This is a genomic window from Brachybacterium sp. AOP43-C2-M15 (assembly GCF_052446295.1).
Lineage (GTDB): Bacteria > Actinomycetota > Actinomycetes > Actinomycetales > Dermabacteraceae > Brachybacterium.
The window spans coordinates 12,818-33,832 of sequence record NZ_JBQSWB010000012.1; the positions used below are offsets into that span (position 1 = coordinate 12,818).

Consider the following 21,015-nt stretch of genomic DNA (forward strand, 5'->3'; position numbering starts at 1 on the left):
GGTGCGGGATCACTTCTCGGGGGCGTTGCGGAGGGTGGGGCGGTTCAGCTCGTCGTCCCACTCCCAGGTCTCCTCGAAGTCCCAGCCGAGGGTCTCGGAGTAGAACTCCGGGGACTCGGTCTGCTCCGTGGTGGCCACGGCGCCCTTGGGGTTGTCGGCGGCGGGATCCTCCGGGTAGCCGGCGGGCCCGGCCTCGGTCCCCTCCCAGGCGTGGTTGCCCGCGAGGGTGGGCTCGCCCGAGCTGTACCGGCCCAGGATCCCGTGCGCGAAGGCGTCGGCGCCGACCTCGGGATTCAGGGCGAGGGAGTCCTGGATGACCGTGCCGCCGTAGCCGTAGCCGACCACGCCGCCGGCGTTGTTCGAGGCCGCGGTGACCGTTCCGGCGGAGTAGACGCGCTCGGTGGTGGAGCCGGCGACGCCGACGCCGGCCACGCCGCCGCTCTCGGTGGCGGCGGAGGTCACGGTCGCCAGCGAGTAGCTGTCGCGGATCTCCCCGGTCGAGTTGCCGGCGATGCCGCCCACGCGGGAGGCGCCGGAGATCGATCCGGAGGTCCAGCTGCTCTCGATGGTGCCGGAGTTGACGTCGGCGAGGATCCCGGCGATGCGGGGCCCGTCGGTGATGTCGGCGTCGGTCACCGCGAGGTTGCGGATCGTGCCGGCGTTCTCCGCGAAGAGCCCGGCCCCGATCTCGGGGTAGCCCACGAAGCCCGAGATCTCGTGCCCGTCGCCGTCGAAGGTGCCGGTGAAGCCGTCGGGGGACTCGCAGGCGATCTGGACGCGGGGCGCGTCGTCGAGCTCGAGATCCTCCATCAGCCGGTAGTGGGCATCGGGGGCGGCGGAGACGAGCTCGACGTCCTCCCAGGTGCGCAGCTCGTAGGGGTCCGCCTCGGTGCCCGAGCCCGGCAGGGTCTCGCCCGGGTCGTCGACCGTGCCGCCCGGGGGGACCACCGGCTCGCCCCAGGACTCGAAGATGGCGCCGGCGATGTCGACGTTGTCCATGTGCTCGCCGCGCACCGGATCGACCTGGTCGGCGCGGGCGCCGATCTCCTCGGCGCCGGGGCCGCGGGCGAACACGGGGACCAGCGAGTTGCTGTGGCCGCCGGTGTGGTACTCCGCGACCGGCAGCTCGCCCTCGGCGCCCTCGATGGGCTCCCAGGTGGGATCGGAGTCGGGCCCGGTGAGGTAGCCCGTCTCGTGATCAGCGGTGATGACGACGAGCGTCTCCTCCCAGCTGCTCTCGCGCTCGACCCAGTCGACAACGGTCTCGATCGTCTCGTGGAACTCGAGCTGCTCCTCGATCTGGCGGTTCAGGGCGTTCTGGTGGGCGGCGGCGTCGATCGCGCCACCCTCGACCATCAGGAACAGCCCGTCCTCGGCGTCGTCGAGGACGTTCAGCGCACCGGCGGCCATCACGGGCAGGGTGGGCACGGCGTCGTTCAGCGGTGCGTCGTAGGGCTCGGCGCCCGGCACCGGGGCGCCGTCGTCGTCGAGGTCCGGACCGCTGCGCGCGTACTGCAGGCCGGCGCCCACCTCGGCCAGGCCGAACACGCGCTCCGGGGTCTCCTCCGCGGTGGCGAGGTCCGCGAAGTCGTCCTTCTCGCTGAGGAAGTCGAAGCGGCTGTTGCCCTCGCTGAGCTGCTTGAACCGGCCCGGGTCGATGTACGCGTAGTCGGGGGTCGCCAGCGGCTCGCCGTCGTCGTCGTAGCCGGGGTGTCCCGCGCCCATGATGACGTCGAGACCGGTCTCGAAGATCATCTCCTTGGCCAGGGCCGGGTAGTTGTTGCGCGAAGGGTTGTGGGCGGAGAAGGAGGCCGGGGTGGCGTGGTTGAACGGCATCGTGGTGACCACGCCCGTGGACATCCCGCGGGCATCCGCGCGCTCGGTGATGTTCTCGATCGGTCGGCCGCAGGGGTCGACGCCGACAGCCCCGTTGGTGGTGCGCACGCCGCTGGCCAGCGCGGTGCCGCCGGCGGCCGAGTCGGTGTGGTCCTCCAGGGCGTGGCCGAAGTCGGACCATGTCTGCTCGGCGTCGTAGCTGTTGCCGTGCTGGGGGGTCGCCGATGCGGTCTGGACCGGGAAGTCCGCGAAGACCGGATCCACCTCGCCGGGCAGATCCTCGATCTCCCCCGTGGCCGGGTCGGCACGGAACTGGTAGTTGCTGGTCCCGTGCTCGTACAGGGACGCGGTGTCGATCTGGTTGAAGCCCATGCCGTCGCCGATGAGGTAGATGACGTTGGTCGGGCCCTGGTCGGTGTCCTTCCCGGCCTCCTGCAGGTCCGGCCCCGCGATCGCCGGGGCGCCCATCGTCGCCGTGAGTGCGGTCGCCGCCGCCAGGGCGCACAGGGTCGTTCGCTTCTTCGACATGAGTTCTCCTCGGACTGGCATGCACGTCGGACCGGCATGCGCGTCGACGCCCGATCGCTGCCGGACGAGGTCAGATCATTCGTCGTGTGTGGTCACTGGTCAGGAGCGCGACGCCGTCGCGGCGGGGGAGGAGGAGCCCTCCGGCCCGGTGGTCGGGTGGGCCGGGCGCAGCGAGGCCCGCTGCCCGATCCGGTCAGTCGGCGGATTCCATGGCGGTGGTGAGCGCCTCGATGAACTCGGCGGCGTCGTAGTCGCCGAAGGTGAACTTGGCGACCTCGTGGTAGAAGGCGGTGTCGCGGTCCGGCACGTACTCGAGACCGAACTGGCGGATGTTGAGCTCGCCGGCTCCCGCGATCATCTCCTCGAAGCCCTCCACCTCGGGCGGGCCGGGGACGTCCTTCACCGCCGAGACGGAGCCCTGCTCCTCGGCGCGCCTGGTCTGGGTCTCCTTCGAGGTGAGCGCCTTCATGTAGGCGATGACGGCGTCGACGTGCGCGGTGTCCTTGTTGACGACCATGACGTTCGAGGCGGCGATGAAGCTGTCGTCCTCCCCGCCGTCATCCACCTGCGGGAACGGGACCACACCGAGGCGGAAGTCCTCGGGGATCGAGTCCTTCATCTCCGCGACGAGCCAGCTGCCCATGAGGATCATGCCCGCCTTCTCCTGGAAGAACTCCATCTGCACCGCGGTGAAGTCGGTCCCTTCGAAGCCGTTGATGAAGGGGTCCTTCTCGCGCAGCTCCTGGAACCGCTCGGCGGCCTCCAGGAAGCCCGGGTCGCTGAAATCGCCGCTGAAGGCGGCATCACGGGACTGGTCGTAGCCGACATGACGGGTGAAGAGGTAGTCGGTCCAGTAGCCCATGTACGGCTCGTACATCCCGGTGACCGCGATGGGGGCGATGTCGGCGTCGCTCAGGGCGTCGCAGACCTCGAGCAGGTCGGACCAGGTGGTGGGTGCCTCGATGCCGAGCTCCTCGAACATCGCGATGTTGTAGAACAGCGCGATCACGGCGGTGTCGCTCAGCACCCCGTAGGTCCTGCCGTCCAGCGTGGTCTCCCGGGAGGCGGCCTCGAGGAAGCTCTCGCCCCAGGTGCCGCCCCCGTCGACCTCGTCCTCCATGTACGGGGTGAGGTCCAGCAGGTTCTCGGCGAAGTCGTGGGTCGAGGGGACCTGGGCATTGAAGATCTCGTAGTCGAGGTCCGGCGGGTCCCCGGCGCGCCAGCGCTGCTCGATCTGGGGGCGCACCTTGGTGTTGACGAAGGTGTAGGTGTAGGTGAACTCGGGGTTCTCCTCGGTGATCGAGTCGCCCACGCCCACGAGGAAGTCGTAGCCGGAGGTGCCCTCGGCGGGCTTGACCCCGATCTCGGCAGGTCCGCTCCCGTCACCGCCGCCCCCGCCGTCCCCGGAGCTGAGCGGGCCGCATCCGGCGATGCCCAGTGCCCCGGCGCCCAGGCCGGCGGCCAGCAGCAGGTCGCGCCGGGCGACGGTGCCGCCGGGCAGATCGGGCGGTGTTCTCGTCGGGCCGGCGCTGTGCATGCTCCGGCGGGTGCTCTCGTCCTCGACTGGGTCCATCGTCCACTCCTCACGTGACCTCCCCGGCCCGATCTCCTCTCGGCCCCGGGGAGCGGTCCTTCATGTCGTGGCGCGGGTCCTGCTCCGGTCGGTCACCGACTCCCACGGCCCCCTCGATCGCCGCTCTGCAATCGATTGCAGTGAGATTAACAGTCTGCCCGGGGAGGGTCAAGGACACCGGCGCGCTCCCTCGCCCCGCCGAAACGCGCGATCATGGTCCCGACGTGGGGCGACGCCCGCGCGGCGCGGTTCTGCGATCCCCGGCGTGGGAGCATGGCGACCCACCCCGCGATGGAGCCGAGGAGCGGCGAGATGCCCGAGAGCGAGAACCCCATGCCCGAGAACCCGGTGCCCGAGAGCCCCGAGGCCGAGCACCCCGAGTCCCGGACCGCGGAGGGCCGGGTGCGCACCGCCGGTGGCGAGGCCGCGAGATGGGACGCCCTCCCGCAGCGTCTGCCCGACTGGTTCCGCGATGCCCCGCTGGGCATCTTCATCCACTGGGGCGCCTACGCGGTCCCGGCCTGGGCGGAGCCCACCGCGGAGCTCGGGGAGGTGGCGGACGACCAGGAGTGGTTCGCGCACAATCCCTATGCGGAGTGGTACTTCAACACGATCCGGATCGAGGGCTCCCCGGCGGCGGAGCACCATCGGGAGGTGCACGGCGGGGCGCCCTACGACGAGTTCCTGGACCAGTGGGAGACCCCGGCGTTCGATCCGGCGGCGTGGGCGGAGCTGTTCCACCGGGCGGGGGCGGACTACGTGGTGCCGACGACCAAGCATCACGACGGGATCGCGCTGTGGGATGCGCCGGGGACGGGGGATCGCAACACGGTGCGCCGCGGTCCGCGGCGGGACCTGGTCGGCGAGATCGCGGAGGCGGTCGCCGGGGCGGGGCTGCGTCTCGGGGTGTACTACTCCGGCGGTCTGGACTGGCACGTGCGGCCGACGGAGCCGCTGGTGAGCGGGCAGGACGTCGGTGATCTGAAGCGGCCTCGCGATGACGAGTACGGGAGGTACTGCAGCGCCCATGTGCGCGATCTGATCGACCGGTACCACCCCGACGTGTTCTGGAACGACATCGGCTGGCCGGACGAGAACTTCCACTTCGGCGAGGGAGGTCTCGGGGAGCTGCTCGAGCACTTCTATGCCGTGCGCCCGGAGGGCCTGATCAACGATCGCTTCGCCGGTGCGCACGCGGACTTCGTGACCACCGAGTACCAGGCGGGGGAGATCCCCGAGGATCGTCCGTGGGAGAACTGCCGCGGGATCGGGCTGTCCTTCGGCTACAACCAGGTCGAGGACGCCGAGCAGTACATGTCCGGGGCGCAGGCGGTGCGGCACGTGGTCGACGCGGTCTCCCGGGGAGGGCGGGTGCTGCTGAACGTCGGCCCGCGGGCGGACGGCTCGCTGCCCGAGCTGCAGGTCGCGGTGCTCGAGGCGCTGGGCGAGTTCATGACCGAGCACAAGGCGCACCTGGCCGGCGCGCGCGGGCTGGGGGCGCTGGAGGTCCCGGGGACGAGCTGGGCCCGCGCGGTCGAGAAGGGCGGGCACGCGCACGTCTTCCTCAGCGGGCACCGGGGCGCGCTCCACCTCGACGCCGCGGCGCTTCCTGCCGGGTACGACTGGCCCACCGGCGGGGTCGACGTCCGGCTCGCGGGGGAGGGCGGACTGCCGACCGCGATCAGCGCCCCGGCGGCCGACTAGAGCGAGCCCGACCGGCGTTCAGCTCACACCCGGCAGGCGCCATGCCCGACCCCGACCAGGCGCCTGTCCACTCGAGTGATCCGCCGAGCGGCAGGGGGCGTGCGCGGACCGACGCGCCCCTCCGGAGGGTGGGCGCCGCACGCGCCGTCGACCGCCGCCGCGGGGTGCGCTGCGGGCTCTCCCTCGCCGGCGGGGGCGGGGCATGGATCGCCGCGCCGCTGGACCGCCCGGCCCCCTGATTCCCACCGTCCCGGGGCCCGACGCGTGCTCCGGTTCATACTCGGTTCTCCTAATGACACTCATTAGTTACGGTGGCGGGCATGATCCTCACCGGCCTCCTCCTCGGCGCCGTGCTCGGCTACGTGCTGCAGCGATCGCGGTTCTGCGTCACCGGCGCGTTCCGCGACCTGTACCTCGCCCGCTCGGCGCGCTACTTCACCCCCTTCCTCCTGGCCATCGCGATCCAGGCCGTCGGCGTCGCCGCCCTCACCGGCGTCGGCGTCATCGCGCCGGAGCCCGCCTCCTTCGCCCCGCTGGCGGTGATCGGCGGCGGTCTCCTGTTCGGCGTCGGCATCATCATGGCCGGCGGCTGCGCGACAGGCACCTACTACCGCGCCGGTGAAGGGCTGATCGGCTCCTGGGTCGCGCTGATCTTCTACGCCCTCCTGGCCGCTGTCATGAAGCACGGTCCGCTCGGCGGGTTCACCGAGGCCGCGCGCGACCGGACGGTCGGCGACGCGACCCTGCAGGAGACCCTCGGTGTGAGCGTGTGGGTGCCCGTGATCGCCTTCAGCGCGATCGTCGCCCTGCTCGTGGTGCGCCAGGTGCGTCGCAGTGCCGGGCGACCCAAGGCCACGCTCCCGCCCCGCCGCACGGGGCTCGGCCACTACCTCGCCGACATCCCCTGGAGCCCCTGGGTGGGCGGCGTGCTGCTGGGACTCATCGCGATCGCCGCCTGGGTGCTGTCCACCGCGGCCGGCCGCAACGGCGGCCTGGGCATCACCACGCCGTCGGCCAACATCGTCACCTTCCTCGCCACCGGGGACGTGACCCTGGTGGACTGGTCCGTGATGCTCGTGCTCGGCATCCTGGTGGGCTCCTTCGTCGCCGCGAAGCTCTCCGGGGAGTTCCGCTGGCGGGTGCCCGACGCGAGCACCATGCTGCGCAGCGCCGGCGGCGGCGTCGCCATGGGCGTCGGTGCGGCGCTCGCCGGCGGCTGCACCATCGGCAACTCGCTCGTGGAGACCAGCCTGTTCAGCTACCAGGGCTGGGTCTCGCTGATCGCGATCATGCTCGGCACCTGGGGCGCCGCCTGGTTCTTCCTGGTGCGCCCGCAGCGGGCCGCGGCCTCGGCGGGGAACCGCCCCGCCCCGGTGCTGACCCCCGTCGCCTGAGCTCCGGCGACCGGCACCCCGCCGGCCCCTCCTGCACGACCGGCCCCTCTTCCACGATCGACCCGCCCTCCACGACCGACCTGCACCCACGACCGGAAGGACCGTCCATGTCCACCTACACCCTCGAGACCAACGGGGACGTCTGCCCCTTCCCGCTGATCGACGCGAAGAACGCCATGGCGCAGCTGCAGAGCGGCGACGACCTGGTCATCGGCTTCGACTGCACCCAGGCCACCGACTCCCTGCCCCAGTGGGCGGCGGAGGACGGCCACGAGGTGGTCGCCTACGACCGCGTCGGCGACGCCGGATGGACGATCACCGTGCGCAAGGGCGCCTGAGCAGCCCGCTCTCTGCCCGGCGGACGGCGCGCCCCGTGCCGGCAGCGCGCCGTGGGCAGAGGCGAGGGAGGCAGTGCCGATCCGTGCACTGCCAGTGCCTCCTTCCGGCAGGCCCGCGCCTCTACGGTGGGTCCATGGATCATCGAGCAGAGGTGTCGGAGTTCCTGCGCACCCGCAGGGACCGGATCACGCCCGAGCAGGCCGGCATCATCGGCGGCTCCCGCCGACGGGTGCCCGGACTGCGCCGGGAAGAGGTCGCCCTGCTCGCCGGGGTGAGCGTCGAGTACTACGCGCGGATGGAGCGCGGCGAGCTGGCCGGGGTCTCGGCCGAGGTGCTGGACTCCGTCGCGCGGGCGCTGCGCCTCGACGAGGCCGAGATCGACCACCTGGCCGATCTGGCCCGTGCGGCCGGCCCCCGCCCGATCCGGACGCCGCGCAAGCGGCCCGCGACGGGAGTGACCCCGGCGCTGCAGCGGTTCCTCGACGCGGTGACCGGCGCCCCGATGTGGGTGCGGGACCGACGGATGGACCACGTCGCGTCGAACCCGCTGGGCCGCGCCCTGTACTCGCCGCTGTTCGAGGATCCGACGGGCCGGGCGAACACCGCCCGGTTCACCTTCCTCGACCCCGCGGCCCGGCTCTTCTTCCCCGACTGGGAGCAGAACGCGGACGGCATCGTGGCCACGATGCGCACCTACGCCGGGCAGAACCCCCTGGACAGAGGGCTCACCGACCTGATCGGCGAGCTGGTGACCCGCAGCGACGCCTTCCGACAGCGCTGGTCGATGCACGAGGTGCGCCACCACCGCGCCGGCGTGAAGAGGATCCACCATCCGGTGGTGGGGGACCTCGAGCTCACCTACGAGGCGATGGACCTGCCCGCGAACCCGGACTTGTTCATGGTCGCCTACACCGCCGAGCCCGGCAGCCCCACCGAGGAGCGGATCCGCCTGCTGGGCAGCCACGCCGCCACGGAGCACACCCCGCCGACCGAGCAGACCCTGCCGAGCGAGCACTCCTGAGCCGCATCCCTGTTCCGCATTCCCGAGTCACGTTCCTGAGCCCGCGGCGCCTGCCCGTCGCGACCATCCACGACCGTCCTCCGAAGGAGAACTCGATGACCACCACCCTCACCCTGAACAACGATGTGGAGATGCCCGCCCTGGGCTTCGGCGTCTTCCAGACCCCGCCCGAGGAGACCGTCACCGCGGTGACCGAGGCGCTCCGCGTGGGCTACCGCCTCATCGACACCGCCGCCGCCTACGGCAACGAGCGCGAGGTGGGGGAGGCGATCCGCCGCTCCGAGCTGGACCGCTCCGAGATCTTCGTCGAGACCAAGCTGTGGATCACCGACTACGGCTACGACGGCGCCCTGCACGGCTTCGACAAGAGCGCCGGCAAGCTCGGCGTCGAGCAGATCGACCTGCTCCTGCTGCACCAGCCCGTGCCCACCGACTTCGACCGCACCGTCGAGGCGTACCGGGCGCTGGAGACCCTGCTGGCCGACGGCCGGGTGCGCGCGATCGGCATCAGCAACGTGATGCCCGGCGTGCTCGCGGACCTGGTGCAGAGGACCTCCGTGGTCCCGGCCGTGAACCAGGTCGAGGTCCACCCGTACTTCACCCAGGTCGACGTCCGGGCCGCCGACGCCGAGCACGGCATCCTCACCCAGGCCTGGTCGCCCATCGGCGGCATCACCAGCTACCGCGAGGACAGCCCCCGCTCCACCCTCGAGGACCCGGTCATCGGCGAGATCGCCGCCGCCCACGACGCGACCCCCGCCCAGGTGATGCTGCGCTGGCACCTGCAGCAGGGACGCTCCGCGATCCCGAAGTCCGTCCGGCCCGCCCGCATCGCCGAGAACTTCGCCGTGGACGGGTTCGAGCTGACGGCCGAGGAGCTCACCCGGATCGACGCCCTGGACACCGGGGTGCGCGGAGGCCCCGAGCCCGAGACGATCACCCCGGAGACCTTCCGGCGCGAGATCCCGGAGGCCTGAGCTGCGGGAGCGGACGCCGCTCGTGCCGGTCCCCTGCCCTGCTTAGAATCACGGCACGACGCCGGGGCGAGGGGAGAGACGACGATGCGCAGGAACTACTGGTGGTTCTTCGCCGCGGTGGCGGTGGCCTCGCTGGCCGGCCTGATCAGACTGCTCGTGGTCAGCGACCCCGCGGACTCCGAGGCCCGCTCGCAGATGCTCAGCGCGGCGCTGTTCGTGGTGGCGTTCGGGGCCTTCGCCGTGATCGCCCGTCGCGCCGGGCGCGGGGATCGCGCCGCCGACGCGTCCGGCCCGGTGCGGCCGGCCCCGACCTCGGACCCCGTCGGCGTCGAGCGCGGCGGCCGATGGGACCTCGACCAGGTCGCCGCGCAGCTCGCTCGGGACCTCGAACCGCTGAACGGGCTGGTGTTCCGCGAGGGCGGCTCCCGCCGCCTGCGCGTCATGCTCGACCCCGCCTCGGCGATCGGGGAGCACCGGCCGGTCCGACGATCGGGCAACGACGACGTGCACTCGAACGCGGGGCTGCGGGGACAGTGGTGGTCGGTGACCTGGCGAGCCGGCCGGGCCCCGAGGATCCGGGAGCGCACCACCCCCGTGGGTGTGCGGATCGACGCCGACGGCCGCGCGATCCCCCTGTGGAGCACCGGAGGAGCATCGAGCAGAGCGGGCGAGCACGTCGCGCACAGGTCGGCGCTGCAGACCGCCCAGCGAGCACCGGCCGAGCTCGAGATCAGCAGCGACGAGCTGGTGCGAGTGGTGGACGGAGTCGCTGCGCGCTCGGGCTGGGCGAGCCCCGGCCAGGTCTCCTCCACCCCGCGGACGCTGCGCCGTCTCACCCGGCAGGTCTCCCGCCGCCGCACCGGTGGAGGGACCGTGGAGGTCCGCAGCCGCTCGACGAGCGACCGGCCGGGGACCGCGCCCTCGCGCGGATCCAGGGTCGACAGGGCCGAGGAGACCTCGATCTCCGTGACGACGTCCGGCATCACGACCACCTCGTCGTCCTCGACCTCGTGGTCGACGTCGAACAGTGCGCTCCCACCCGACTCCCCGCTCCGCGGGACGCTCGCCGGCGCCGAGGGCATCCCGCCCTCGCCGATCCCGGGCTTCGCCGCTCTCGGCAGGATCATGGGGCTGGTGGGACTCGGGATCCTCGCGGCCTGCGTCCTCGCCACCGTCATCGGGCTGATCGCCGGGATGGTGTGGTGGGCCTCGTTCATCATCATCGGCTCCGGGCTGCTGTTCTGCCTGCTCTTCGTGCTGCCGTGGATGCTGATCGGCAGATCCGAGGCGCGCCGCGGAGCGTGACGCCGTCGGCCGGATCCTCGCCGGTCGCCCGTCACGGCAGCCGCGGCACCGCCGCGAGCAGCCGCTGGGTGTAGGCGTCCTGGGGCGCGGTGAGCACATCGAGGGACCGGCCGCGCTCGACGATGCGGCCGTCGTGGAGGATCACGGTCTCCTCGCACAGCTGCCCCACGATCGCGATGTCGTGGCTGACCATCACCAGCGTCATGCCGAGCTCGGCCTTGAGACGGCCCAGCAGCTCCACGATCTGGGCGCGCACGGAGACGTCGAGGGCGCTGACCGGCTCGTCCGCGACCAGGACCTCGGGCTCGGGGGCGAGGGCCCGCGCGATCGCGATCCGCTGACGCTGCCCGCCGGAGAACTCGCCCGGGTAGCGCGAGACCATGCCCGGCTCGAGCCCCACCGCCTCGAGCAGCTCGTCGACGCGCTCGCCATGGGCACCGGGGATCCCGAGGGACTCGAGGGGCTCGCGCACGATGCGGCCGACGGTCATCCGCGGGTCCAGGGAGGAGCGGGGGTCCTGGAACACCAGCTGCACGGCTCGTCGGAAGTCCCGCATCCGACCGGCGCGCGCACGGCGCAGCTCCCGGCCGCGGAAGCGAACGGTGCCCGCGGTGGGAGCGGACAGCCCCATCAGCAGGGAGAGGAGGGTCGACTTCCCGGCGCCGGATTCGCCGACGATGCCCAGGCTCGCGCCGGCGTGCACCTCGAGGTCGATGCCGTGCAGCACCAGAGTGGAACGGGCACCGCGGCCGTAGGCCTTGTGCACCCCGTGCAGGGCCAGCAGCGGCGCGTCGTCCGTCGTGAGGCCCGGGACGGGCTGGTCGTCCTCCGGGGTCGGATCCATCATCGTCCTTCCGTCGTGGGCAGGGCGGAGACGCTCCGCGCCGCGGCCACGAGGCTCTTCGCGTAGTCACCGGTCGGCGCGCTGAGCACCTGGGAGGCCGGACCCGTCTCGACCACGCGGCCCTCGCGCATCACCACCAGCTGCTCGGCGACGCGCGCCACGACCGGCAGGTCGTGCGAGACGAACACGAGGGTCACCCCGGTGCGCTCGATGAGACCGGCCAGCAGCGTGAGGATCTCGTCCTGCAGGGTGACGTCCAGTGCGGTGGTCGGCTCGTCGGCGATGAGCACATCGGGTTCGCAGGCCAGCGCCATGGCGAGGGCGACGCGCTGCCGCTGGCCGCCGGAGAGCTCCCACGGGAAGGAGCGCAGGATCCTCGCGTGGTCCCGCAGCGCGACGAGGTCCAGCAGCTCGGCGGCACGGGTGCGGGCAGCGGCCCCGCGCAGCGCTGTGTGCAGGTGCAGGGGGCCTTCGATCTGGCGGCCGACGGTCATCAGCGGGTCCAGGGCGGTCAGCGGTTCCTGGAAGACCATGGCGATCCGTCGGCCGCGGATCGTGCGCATCTCCCGCTCGCGCAGACCGAGCAGCTGCCGGCCGTCGAGGGTCGCCGAGCCGGTGGCCCGCATGCCGTCGGGCAGGAGCCCGAGGAGCGCCTGGGCCGTCAGCGATTTCCCGGAGCCGGACTCCCCGATGATGCCGAGCCGACCGCCCGAGGGGACCTCCCAGCCGACCTCGTCCAGCAGGACCCGTCCCGTGGTGGTGCGCACGGTGAGGTTCTCGACGCTCAGGGTCATCGTGCCCTCCTCAGCTGCGGGTCGAAGGCCTCGCGCAGACCGTCACCGAGCAGGTTCAGGCCCAGGACGGTCCACGCGATGGCGAGACCGGGGGCGATGGCGGCCCAGGGCTGCGAGGACACGGTGGACTGCGCCTCCAGCAGCATCCGACCCCAGCTCGGTGCCGGCGGGGGCGGTCCGAGGCCGAGGTAGGACAGCGAGGCCTCGGCCAGGATCGCAGCTCCGCCGAGCAGCATCATCTGCACGATCAGCGTCGGCGCCACGTTCGGGATCACGTGGCGACGGATCACTCCGCCCCATCCTGTGCCGGAGACGATCGAGGCGGTCACGAACTCCTCGCGCAGCACGCGGGCGGTGTTCACCCGCGTCACCCGGGCGATCACCGCGGATCCGGCGATGCCGATCGCGAGGATCGCCGAGCTCAGCGACGCCCCGCGCACGGTCACCACGAGCATGGCGAGCAACAGGGTGGGGAAGGCGATGAGCACGTCGATCAGCGAGGCGAGCACGGTGTCGACCACGCGGGTCGAGGCGGCGGCGAGGACCCCGATCACGGTGCCCATGACGGTGGCGATCGCCACCGAGCTCACCGCGACCAGGATCGCTGATCGTGCGGCGGCCATGAACTGCGTGAACACGTCACGGCCCAGCCGGTCGGTGCCCAGCCAGAACTCGGCCGACGGCCCGGCCAGCCGGGCCCCGGAGCCGACGTCGGCGAGCGAGTACGGGGTCCACACGAGCGACAGCACCGCGACCGCGGCGCTCGCTCCGGCGAGCACCGCACCGAGCACGAGGGAGGTCGAGACGGGGCGGCGCGGGCTCTGTCGGGAGCTCTGCCCTGGAGTGCTCATGAGCGGCCTCCCCGCGTGCCGCCGGTGGCGCGCAGCCGCGGGTCGATCGCGCGCTGCAGCAGGTCGACCGCAGTGTTGGTGAGCAGCACGACGGCCGTCAGCAGCACCACGAGGTTCTGCACGATCGGCAGATCGCGCGCGGTGACGGAGTCCAGCAGCAGGGTGCCGAGCCCCGGCAGGGCGAAGACGTTCTCGACCACCACGGCGCCCAGCAGCGAGGTCGCGAGCTCGATCCCGAGGATCGCGACCACGGGAACCGCGGCGTGCCGCAGCCCGTGACGCCACAGTGCCCTCGGCAGGGAGAAGCCGAGCGCGCGGGCGGTCCGCAGGTGATCCGAGTCCAGCACGTCCAGCACCGCGGAGCGCACGTAGCGGACCATCACCGAGCTCATCGCGATGGCGATCGTGACCGCCGGCAGCACGAGGGCGCGGACGGCTGCCACGGGATCGCCCCAGCCCTGGCGCGGGAACCCGCCGGAGGGCAGCGCTCCCGCCTCGAGGGCGAACACCCAGACCAGGATCACGCCCACCCAGAAGATCGGGACGGCGACGCCCACCTGGGACAGGGCCGAGACCGCGAGCCCGAGGGCAGAGCGGCGGCGCACTGCGGCGAGGGCGCCCAGCGGGAAGGAGATGAGCACCGAGAGCACGAAGGCGGAGACCGACAGCGGCACGGTGATCGTCAGGCGCCGGGAGATCAGCTCGCCGAAGCTGCTGCCGGAGACGAAGCTGGTGGTGGTGCCGGTGAGGAACTCCCCGAGCCACTGCACGTACTGCACGGGCAGCGGCTGATCGGTGCCGAGCTCGCTGCGCAGCTGCTCGAGCTGCTCGTCGGTCGTGCCCACTCCCAGCAGCGCCCCCGCCGGGTCCCCGGGCAGCACCCGCAGCACGAGGAACACGATGACGGAGGTGAGCCACAGCGCCAGCAGGGGCAGCAGCACCCGGGTGACGATGAACTCCACCGTGCCCGTCGCGCGGCCGGGTCCGGCGGGCAGTGCCGCATCGCCCGTGGGGTCGGTCTCGACGGCGGTTCCCGTCGCGGGCACAGTCCCGGCCGCCTCCTCGGCTCCCGCGAGAGGAGCACCCGCCGGCGGCCGTGAGCGGCCTCCGTCCGCCGAGGGCGGGGGTGTCACGCGTCCTCGCGCACGATGTTCGCCACGTAGAAGGGTTCGGCGTTCTTGTCCGGCGAGAAGCCGGTGACGCCGGCGGCGGCGATGCGGATCTGCGGGGTGAGGAACAGCCAGGCCGACGGCGCCTCCTCGGCGAGGATCGCGGAGAGCGCGTGGATGTCCTCGGCCTGCTCCTCCTCGGTCTCGGCCTCCTCCGCGGAGACGGCGAGGGCCTGGACCTCCTCGGAGTCGTACTGCCAGTAGAAGTCAGGGTTGGCGTACCAGAGCACGTCGCGCGGATTGTTGTGGTTCATGAGCGTGGTCTCGTAGTCGGCGTTCGTGTAGACCTTCTCGTACCAGGTGGAGTCGTCGATCGCGTCCAGCTGGACGGTCACGCCGATCTCGGTGAGGTTCGAGGCGATCTGCTGGACGATGATCTCCTCGGTGGAGCCGGCCACGTAGGAGAGGGAGAAGCTCAGGTCGCTCTGCCCGGCCTCCTCGAGCAGCGTGCTCGAGGCCTCGGGGTCGTAGGCGTGGACCTGCGCGAAGGACTCGTCGTACCAGGGCTCGGAGACCGGCGGCATCGAGCCGATCACGGTGCCCATGTCACCCCAGGCAGCGCTGAGGATCGCCTCGCGGTCGATCGCCGTGTACAGCGCCTGGCGCACGCGCACGTCCGTGAAGGGCTCGACCTGGTTGTTGAAGGTCCACACCCACTTCTGGATCGAGGTGCCCTCGGTGATCGTGAACTGGGACTCGTCCTCGAACTGCGAGAGCTGGTCCGGGCTCTGCTGCTGCAGGACGAGGTCCAGCTCGCCGGTGCGCAGAGCATTGTTCATGGCGTTCTCGTCGGCGAAGAAGCGGAAGGTCACGCCGGGATTCTTCGCCGCCTCGCCCCAGTAGTCCTCGTTCCGGGTGAGGGTGAGGTGGTCGCCCTGCACCCACTCCTCGAGACGGTACGGCCCGGTGCCGTTCTCGGAGGTGTTCTCGGTGTCGCCGTCGCGCACGATCGTGACCGAGGCGAGGAAGAAGCGCAGTGAGGCGCTGCGGTGGTCGAGGGTGAGCACGAGGGTGGTGTCGTCCGGGGCGTCGATCCCGGTGATCACCCGCAGGTCGGAGGCACGGGCGGACTTCGACTCCGGGGCGATCGTCTCGTTGATCGACCAGGCGGCGTCGGCCGCGGTGAGCGGGGAGCCGTCGTGGAAGGAGACTCCGCTCCTGAGCGTGATGGTGCAGGTGAGACCGTCCTCGGAGAGGTCGACGGACTCGGCGAGCACGTCGATGACCTCACCGGACTCGTCCACGGCGGTGAGGCCTTCGTAGACGTTGCGCGAGGTGGTCTCCGAGATGCCGGAGGAGCCGCCGATGTTGCGCTGCATGCTGGTGGGCTCGTTGGTGGTGCCGATGATGATCTCCTCGGCCGCGCCGTCGCCGCCCCCGCCCTCGTCCCCGCCGGAGCAGGCGGCCAGCGTGAGAGCTGCCAGAGGGGCGGCGCCCAGCAGGAGGGTGCGGCGGTCGAGGGCGGGACGAGAAGTCATCGGGAGCTCCAGGAGATGAGTGGCCGGGGCGGTCGGGCACGGCGTCGGCGCGCCCGAGTGCCAAGACAAGCTTAGGTCGCTCACAGGTGCCAGGGTGGGTTCGGAGGTGTCACCTCGATCTCGATGTCGGAGCTCAGGAGATCTCGGGGCGCACGAGGGGCCGGGGGCTCATAAGGGGCCGGTGCGCACGAGGGCCGGTGCTGCGGAGGGCATGACGCGCAGCGGCGGGAGCATTGCTCCTCGTCCCGCCCCGTGCCAGCCTTGCGGCATGTGCCGAAACATCCGCCCGCTCCACAACTTCGAACCCGGGGCCACCTCGCAGGAGGTGCACGACGCAGCGCTGCAGTACGTGCGGAAGGTCAGCGGGATGACCAAGCCCTCGCAGGCGAACTCCGAGGTGTTCGACCGTGCCGTCGCCGAGATCGCGCACGCCACCGAGCATCTGCTGGCGGACCTGGTGACCTCCGCTCCGCCGAAGGACCGCGAGGTCGAGCGGGAGAAGGCCCGCGCCCGCAGCGCGAAGCGGTTCCCGAACGCAGCGGCGTCCTGAGGTGGGGGCGGCTCGACCCCGCGGCGTGTTCGCGGGGCTCGCGACGCTCGACGTCATCCACCGGGTCGACGCCCCGCCCGGGCCCGACGAGAAGGTCACCGCCCGGGCGCAGTTCGTCGTGGCCGGCGGGCCCGCCGCCAACGCCGCGGTGACCTTCGCGGCGCTCGGCGGGGACGCGACGCTGCTGACCGCCCTCGGGCAGGGTCCGATCGCTTCCGCCATCGCCGCCGAGCTCGGCGAGCACGGCGTGGAGGTCCACGACGTCGCCCCCGAGCTGGTCGACGCCGCCCCCGTGTCCTCGGTGAGCGTCCTGGAGGCGACGGGGGAGCGGTCCGTCGTCGGAGGCGACGCAGCGGGCCTCGACGCGCCGGCACCGGAGCCGGCGCAGGTGCGCGACCTGCTCGCGGCAGCGGACGTCGTCCTCCTCGACGGGCACCATCCCGAGATCGCGCGCGCGATGCTCGGCGGGGCACGCGCTGCAGGGCTGCCGACGGTCCTCGACGCCGGCAGGTGGAAGCCGGTCATGGAAGAGCTCGTGGGCGCCGTGAGTGATGTGGTCGCCTCCGCCGACTTCCGCACCCCGGGGGCGACGACGTCCCGTGTGACCGCCGCGGAGCTGGTGGCACGGGGAGCGACCACCGTGGTCACGACCGCGGGGCCGGACCCGGTGCACTGGTGGAGCGGCGGAGCCGACGGCGCGGTCGAGGTGCCGCAGGTGACCGCCGTCGACACCCTCGGAGCGGGCGACGTCTTCCACGGCGCCTACGCCTCGGCGCTGGCGGCAGGCCTGGATGTCGACCGACGGATCCGCTTCGCGGCCGAGGTCGCCGCGATCCGGTGCGCAGGCGTGGGCCCGCGCAGCTGGCTCCCGGCGATCGCCGGGATGTCTCCGGAGCGGACCGGCCCTCAGCGCCGTGCCGCGCCAGCCTCCGCGAACTGGGTCCGGTGGAGCTCGCTGTAGCGGGCCCCGGCCGTGAGCAGTTCCGCGTGGGTGCCGGACTCGACGATCCTGCCGTCCTCGACGACCAGGATCGCGTCCGCCGCGCGGACGGTCGACAGGCGATGGGCGATCACGACCGCGGTGCGCCCGGTGAGCGCCTCGGCCAACGCTTCCTGCACCGCGGCCTCCGAGGTGGAGTCGAGGTGGGCGGTGGCCTCGTCGAGGATGACCACCTGGGGTCGGGAGATCAGGACCCGCGCGATGGTCAGCCGCTGCCGCTCCCCGCCCGAGAACCGGTAGCCGCGCTCGCCGACGATGGTGTCCAGCCCGTCCGGGAGCGCGGCCACGAGCGTGTCCAGCCGGGCCCTGGCCAGGGCGTCCCACAGCTCGGCGTCCTCGACCTCCGGGCGCGCGAGCGTGAGGTTGGCGCGCACCGTGTCGTGGAAGAGGTGACCGTCCTGGGTGACCATGCCGATGCCGCTGCGCATCGACGCGGCCGAGGCCGCCCGCACATCGGTGCCGCCGATCCGCACGGCCCCGGAGTCCACGTCGTACAGCCGCGGGATGAGCGAGGCGATGGTCGACTTGCCGGCGCCGGAGGAACCGACCAGGGCCACCGTCTGCCCCGGTTCGACCCGGAAGGAGACGCCGTGCAGCACCTGCGTCTCGGAGCGGGGGTCCAGCGTGGCGACCTCCTCCAGCGAGGCCAGCGAGACCTGCTCGGCCGAGGGGTAGGAGAAGTCCACCTCGTCGAACTCCACCGACAGCGGCTCGTGGGGGAGAGCTTCCGCATCGGGCCGCTCCTGGATCAGGGGCACGATGTCGAGCACCTCGAAGACCCGCTCGAAGCTCACCATCGCACTCATCACCTCCACGCGCGCGTTGGCGAGCGCTGTCAGCGGCGCGTACAGGCGCGTGAGCAGCATGGCGAGGGCGACCACGGCGCCGGCCTCGATGCGCCCGTCCAGCGCGAAGGCTCCGCCCACCCCGTAGACCAGGGCGAGGGCGAGGGCGGAGACCAGCGTCAGCGCGATGAAGAAGACCTGCTGCACCATCGCCGAGCGCACCCCGATGTCGCGGACCCGGCGGGCACGCTCGGCGAACTCCCTCGACTCCTGCCGGGGCCGGCCGAACAGCTTGATCAAGGTGGCGCCGGGCGCGGAGAAGCGCTCGGTCATCTGGGTGCTCATGGTCGAGTCGTGATGGGCGGCCTCCCGCTGCAGCCGCGCCAGCAGTGCACCCATCCGCCGCGCCGGAAGCACGAAGATCGGCAGCAGGACCAGGGTCAGAACGGTCACCTGCCAGGACAGCGAGAGCATCGCGACCAGGGCCAGCACGAGCGTGACCACATTGCTGACCACGCCGGAGAGCGTGTCGCTGAAGGCACGCTGCGCGCCGATCACATCGTTGTTCAGCCGGCTCACCAGCGCGCCGGTGCGGGTGCGCTGGAAGAAGGCGACCGGCATCCTCTGCACGTGGTCGTACACGGCGGTGCGCAGGTCCAGGATCAGGCCTTCGCCGATCGTGGAGGAGAGCCATCGCTGGAGGAGCCCGAAGGCGGCCTCGGCGACGGCGATCCCCGCGATCACCGCAGCGAGGAGGAGGACGGCGTCGACCGCAGCTCCGCCCGTGATCGCATCGATGACGCGTCCGGCCAGCAGCGGGGTCGCTACGGTGAGCACGGCCGTGACCACGCTGGCCAGGCCGAACAGCAGCAGGCGTCGGCGATGCGGGCGGGCGAAGCGAGCGATCCGCACCAGGGTCTCGCGGGCGAACGGCCGACGGTCCCGCTCGGCGTGGGTGGTGGTGTACAGCGACTGCCAGGCGACGGTCTCCATGCTCATGCCCGATTCCTTCCTCGAGGACGAGGACAGCTTCAGACCTCAAGTTCACTTGACGTCAAGGGCGGGCGTGGCGGGCGTCACGGCGGTGTCGGCGAACGAGGGGCGCGGAACGAGGGGCGTGGAACGAGGGGGCGCTCGGCAGCGCCGGGGCGATGCTGGCGATCGTGCTGATGGCGACGGGTGCTGCGAGTCCCGAGGTCGCCCGTATGATCGCCTCTCGCTCCCAGCGGTGCCGTGCGCGCGCTCGTCCTCGTCGACCCGACGAGGCATCACGTCACCGCAGCACCTCCGCCAGCCACCCCCGCGCCCGCCGCAGCAGCTCCTTCGTCGGCTCCGCCTCGCGCGCCCAGTTCTCGAACCCGTGCGGCGCGCCCGGCACCAGGTCGAGCTCGGCCGGGACGCCGTGCTGCCCGAGGCGGCGGGCGTACTCGGCGTTCTCGGCGGTGAACAGCTCGATGTCGCCGACGGCGATGTAGGTCGGCGGCAGGCCGCTGAGATCCGCCCGGCGAGCGGGGGCCGCATAGGGCGGCACGTCCTCGGTGCCGCTGAGGCCGGGGAGATAGGCACTCCAGCCGAAGCGGTTCGCCCGGTTGTCCCAGATCCAGTGGCCCACCTCGTCGAGGGAGGCGTCGGCCGCCGTGCGGTCGTCGAGCATCGGGGCGAACAGCCACTGGGCGAGCGGCTGTGCCCCGCCCTCGTCGCGCAGACGCTGCACGAGGCCGGCCGCCAGGCCTCCGCCGGCGCTCTCTCCTCCGATCACGATCCGCTCCGCCGCGATGCCGAGCTCCTCGGCGTGCGCGCGCATCCACTGCCATGCGGTGTGCACGTCGTCGTGCGCGGCGGGGAACGGATGCTCGGGGGCCAGGCGATAGTTCACGGAGACCACGGGGATGCCGAGCGCGAGCGCCGTCCCGGCGCAGAGCGGATCGTCCTGACGGGCATCGCCGAACAGCAGCCCGCCCCCGTGCACCCACAGCAGCCCGGCGTCACCGCGACGGGTGTCGGGGCGATGGATCCGCAGCCGCAGACCGTCGGCGCGGAGGGTCGCGACCGAGACGGACCGCGTGCGGGGCACCGGCATGATCCGAGTGGCCAGACGCATCGCGGTGCGCACCAGAGGCCTCGACAGATCGGGGGTCGGCAGCCTCTGCGCCGTCGTGCGCAGGGCGGGGTCGACCTTCTCGATGTCCATGCGCATGCCCTTCCGTGGTGCTCGCCGCGGTGGCGATCCCGGTGAGCGTACGTGGCCGGCCTGGGGCCTCGCCGGATCGCCGCGGCTACTGCGTCCCGTCCTCCGCGTCGCCCTCCGTATCGCCCGGCGCCTCGTGCTGCGCACCGCCCTCCGCATCGGCCTTCAGCGCGGCGAGGGTCCGGGCGATGTTGCCGCGCTGGAAGTCCGCGAACAGCTTCCCGCCGGTGGCGAAGCGGTCGAAGCGCGCGGCGAGGAAGTCCGGCCACCGCGAGCGTCCGTCGGTCCAGCTCTCGGTGACCCGCGTGCCCTCCTCGACGGGCTCGAAGGTGTAGGCCCAGGTCGCGATGCGTCCCCTGAGCAGCGGCGTCTTCGGGCCGATCGCGGTGACGTCGAAGGCGAACCGCTTCCCGGGCACCGCCTCGGTGACCGTGCAGGAGGTGACCCAGCGGGCCTTCCCGCGCCGGTTCGTGCCGATGAACCTCGTGCCGACGGTCGCCGGGCTGCCCGGGGCCGGGACCTTCGCGCCGGTGTTCTCCGGGCTCCAGCGGCCCATCTGCGAGGGGTCGGCGATCTGCTCGTAGAGCGCGAGCGGCTCCGCGGCGATGACGATGCTGTCCTGGACCTGCATGATTCTGGCCATCTGCCGGATGCTACAGCGCACCTCGCCGGGCCCCGT

At 72.2% G+C, this 21,015-nt stretch carries 18 protein-coding genes; 8 read left to right on the forward strand and 10 right to left on the reverse strand.

Annotated elements, in window-relative coordinates:
- Positions 1-9: 9 nt before the first annotated feature.
- Both ACT3SP_RS13750 and ACT3SP_RS13755 read right to left on the reverse strand, forming a co-directional pair.
- Positions 10-2,364: an alkaline phosphatase gene (locus ACT3SP_RS13750; RefSeq protein WP_444587868.1), complete on the reverse strand. Its 2,355-nt coding sequence runs from the start codon at positions 2,362-2,364 to the stop codon at positions 10-12.
- A 193-nt stretch (positions 2,365-2,557) separates the two neighbouring features.
- Complete coding sequence (locus ACT3SP_RS13755; RefSeq protein WP_444587869.1) at positions 2,558-3,937, reverse strand: ABC transporter substrate-binding protein; 1,380 nt, start codon at positions 3,935-3,937, stop codon at positions 2,558-2,560.
- A gap of 312 nt (positions 3,938-4,249) precedes the next feature.
- Between ACT3SP_RS13755 and ACT3SP_RS13760 the strand changes: the two genes are divergently transcribed.
- The 6 genes from ACT3SP_RS13760 to ACT3SP_RS13785 all read left to right on the forward strand — a co-directional run bounded on the left by ACT3SP_RS13760 (position 4,250) and on the right by ACT3SP_RS13785 (position 10,677).
- Positions 4,250-5,641 carry an alpha-L-fucosidase gene (locus tag ACT3SP_RS13760; RefSeq protein ID WP_444587870.1) on the forward strand — a complete coding sequence of 464 codons (1,392 nt, stop codon included), beginning with the start codon at positions 4,250-4,252 and terminating at the stop codon, positions 5,639-5,641.
- Positions 5,642-5,961: 320 nt separating this feature from the next.
- Entirely contained in the window at positions 5,962-7,035 is a 1,074-nt protein-coding gene (locus tag ACT3SP_RS13765) for a YeeE/YedE family protein (RefSeq protein ID WP_444587871.1), read from the forward strand.
- Between the two features lie 107 nt (positions 7,036-7,142).
- Positions 7,143-7,373 carry a sulfurtransferase TusA family protein gene (locus tag ACT3SP_RS13770; protein ID WP_444587872.1) on the forward strand — a complete coding sequence of 77 codons (231 nt, stop codon included), beginning with the start codon at positions 7,143-7,145 and terminating at the stop codon, positions 7,371-7,373.
- A gap of 134 nt (positions 7,374-7,507) precedes the next feature.
- The gene (locus ACT3SP_RS13775) at positions 7,508-8,395 is read left to right on the forward strand and encodes a helix-turn-helix domain-containing protein (protein ID WP_444587873.1); all 888 of its coding nucleotides are present in this window, start codon (positions 7,508-7,510) and stop codon (positions 8,393-8,395) included.
- 95 nt (positions 8,396-8,490) lie between these two features.
- A complete protein-coding gene (locus ACT3SP_RS13780; protein ID WP_444587874.1) occupies positions 8,491-9,372 on the forward strand; it encodes an aldo/keto reductase in 882 nt (293 codons plus the stop codon).
- Positions 9,373-9,456: 84 nt separating this feature from the next.
- Entirely contained in the window at positions 9,457-10,677 is a 1,221-nt protein-coding gene (locus tag ACT3SP_RS13785) for a hypothetical protein (RefSeq protein WP_444587875.1), read from the forward strand.
- A gap of 31 nt (positions 10,678-10,708) precedes the next feature.
- On the opposite strand, the gene ACT3SP_RS13790 is transcribed toward ACT3SP_RS13785, so the two are convergent.
- The 5 genes from ACT3SP_RS13790 to ACT3SP_RS13810 form a co-directional block, all read right to left on the reverse strand.
- Positions 10,709-11,521 (reverse strand): ABC transporter ATP-binding protein, encoded by an 813-nt coding sequence (locus tag ACT3SP_RS13790; protein ID WP_444587876.1) that lies wholly within the window; start codon positions 11,519-11,521, stop codon positions 10,709-10,711.
- Complete coding sequence (locus ACT3SP_RS13795; protein ID WP_444587877.1) at positions 11,521-12,315, reverse strand: ATP-binding cassette domain-containing protein; 795 nt, start codon at positions 12,313-12,315, stop codon at positions 11,521-11,523. The genes ACT3SP_RS13790 and ACT3SP_RS13795 overlap by 1 nt, the downstream gene beginning before the upstream one ends.
- Complete coding sequence (locus ACT3SP_RS13800) at positions 12,312-13,166, reverse strand: ABC transporter permease (RefSeq protein ID WP_444587878.1); 855 nt, start codon at positions 13,164-13,166, stop codon at positions 12,312-12,314. Before ACT3SP_RS13800 ends, ACT3SP_RS13795 begins: the two co-directional genes overlap by 4 nt.
- The gene (locus ACT3SP_RS13805) at positions 13,163-14,212 is read right to left on the reverse strand and encodes an ABC transporter permease (RefSeq protein ID WP_444587879.1); all 1,050 of its coding nucleotides are present in this window, start codon (positions 14,210-14,212) and stop codon (positions 13,163-13,165) included. The genes ACT3SP_RS13800 and ACT3SP_RS13805 overlap by 4 nt, the downstream gene beginning before the upstream one ends.
- Positions 14,213-14,295: 83 nt before the next feature.
- The gene (locus tag ACT3SP_RS13810) at positions 14,296-15,813 is read right to left on the reverse strand and encodes an ABC transporter substrate-binding protein (protein WP_444587880.1); all 1,518 of its coding nucleotides are present in this window, start codon (positions 15,811-15,813) and stop codon (positions 14,296-14,298) included.
- 268 nt (positions 15,814-16,081) lie between these two features.
- On the opposite strand from ACT3SP_RS13810, the gene ACT3SP_RS13815 reads away from it, so the two are divergent.
- A complete protein-coding gene (locus ACT3SP_RS13815; RefSeq protein ID WP_444587881.1) occupies positions 16,082-16,363 on the forward strand; it encodes a DUF2277 domain-containing protein in 282 nt (93 codons plus the stop codon).
- 25 nt (positions 16,364-16,388) lie between these two features.
- Positions 16,389-17,324, forward strand: coding sequence for a PfkB family carbohydrate kinase (locus ACT3SP_RS13820; protein ID WP_444587882.1), 936 nt, complete (start codon positions 16,389-16,391; stop codon positions 17,322-17,324).
- Here ACT3SP_RS13820 and ACT3SP_RS13825 read toward each other — a convergent pair.
- The 3 genes from ACT3SP_RS13825 to ACT3SP_RS13835 form a co-directional block, all read right to left on the reverse strand.
- Positions 17,270-19,147 carry an ABC transporter ATP-binding protein gene (locus tag ACT3SP_RS13825; RefSeq protein ID WP_444587883.1) on the reverse strand — a complete coding sequence of 626 codons (1,878 nt, stop codon included), beginning with the start codon at positions 19,145-19,147 and terminating at the stop codon, positions 17,270-17,272. The two genes, ACT3SP_RS13820 and ACT3SP_RS13825, sit on opposite strands and share 55 nt — an antisense overlap.
- Before the next feature lie 274 nt (positions 19,148-19,421).
- Positions 19,422-20,339: an alpha/beta hydrolase gene (locus tag ACT3SP_RS13830; protein ID WP_444587884.1), complete on the reverse strand. Its 918-nt coding sequence runs from the start codon at positions 20,337-20,339 to the stop codon at positions 19,422-19,424.
- A gap of 85 nt (positions 20,340-20,424) precedes the next feature.
- Entirely contained in the window at positions 20,425-20,979 is a 555-nt protein-coding gene (locus ACT3SP_RS13835) for an SRPBCC family protein (RefSeq protein WP_444587885.1), read from the reverse strand.
- Between the last annotated feature and the right edge of the window lie 36 nt (positions 20,980-21,015).

Bases quoted from the DNA above. Each gene is read 5' to 3' on its own strand.
- ACT3SP_RS13750 (WP_444587868.1), bottom strand. From the start codon at position 2,364: ATGTCGAAGAAGCGAACGACCCTGTGCGCCCTGGCGGCGGCGACCGCA.
- ACT3SP_RS13755 (WP_444587869.1), bottom strand. From the start codon at position 3,937: ATGGACCCAGTCGAGGACGAGAGCACCCGCCGGAGCATGCACAGCGCC.
- ACT3SP_RS13760 (WP_444587870.1), top strand. From the start codon at position 4,250: ATGCCCGAGAGCGAGAACCCCATGCCCGAGAACCCGGTGCCCGAGAGC.
- ACT3SP_RS13765 (WP_444587871.1), top strand. From the start codon at position 5,962: ATGATCCTCACCGGCCTCCTCCTCGGCGCCGTGCTCGGCTACGTGCTG.
- ACT3SP_RS13770 (WP_444587872.1), top strand. From the start codon at position 7,143: ATGTCCACCTACACCCTCGAGACCAACGGGGACGTCTGCCCCTTCCCG.
- ACT3SP_RS13775 (WP_444587873.1), top strand. From the start codon at position 7,508: ATGGATCATCGAGCAGAGGTGTCGGAGTTCCTGCGCACCCGCAGGGAC.
- ACT3SP_RS13780 (WP_444587874.1), top strand. From the start codon at position 8,491: ATGACCACCACCCTCACCCTGAACAACGATGTGGAGATGCCCGCCCTG.
- ACT3SP_RS13785 (WP_444587875.1), top strand. From the start codon at position 9,457: ATGCGCAGGAACTACTGGTGGTTCTTCGCCGCGGTGGCGGTGGCCTCG.
- ACT3SP_RS13790 (WP_444587876.1), bottom strand. From the start codon at position 11,521: ATGGATCCGACCCCGGAGGACGACCAGCCCGTCCCGGGCCTCACGACG.
- ACT3SP_RS13795 (WP_444587877.1), bottom strand. From the start codon at position 12,315: ATGACCCTGAGCGTCGAGAACCTCACCGTGCGCACCACCACGGGACGG.
- ACT3SP_RS13800 (WP_444587878.1), bottom strand. From the start codon at position 13,166: ATGAGCACTCCAGGGCAGAGCTCCCGACAGAGCCCGCGCCGCCCCGTC.
- ACT3SP_RS13810 (WP_444587880.1), bottom strand. From the start codon at position 15,813: ATGACTTCTCGTCCCGCCCTCGACCGCCGCACCCTCCTGCTGGGCGCC.
- ACT3SP_RS13815 (WP_444587881.1), top strand. From the start codon at position 16,082: ATGTGCCGAAACATCCGCCCGCTCCACAACTTCGAACCCGGGGCCACC.
- ACT3SP_RS13825 (WP_444587883.1), bottom strand. From the start codon at position 19,147: ATGAGCATGGAGACCGTCGCCTGGCAGTCGCTGTACACCACCACCCAC.
- ACT3SP_RS13830 (WP_444587884.1), bottom strand. From the start codon at position 20,339: ATGGACATCGAGAAGGTCGACCCCGCCCTGCGCACGACGGCGCAGAGG.
- ACT3SP_RS13835 (WP_444587885.1), bottom strand. From the start codon at position 20,979: ATGGCCAGAATCATGCAGGTCCAGGACAGCATCGTCATCGCCGCGGAG.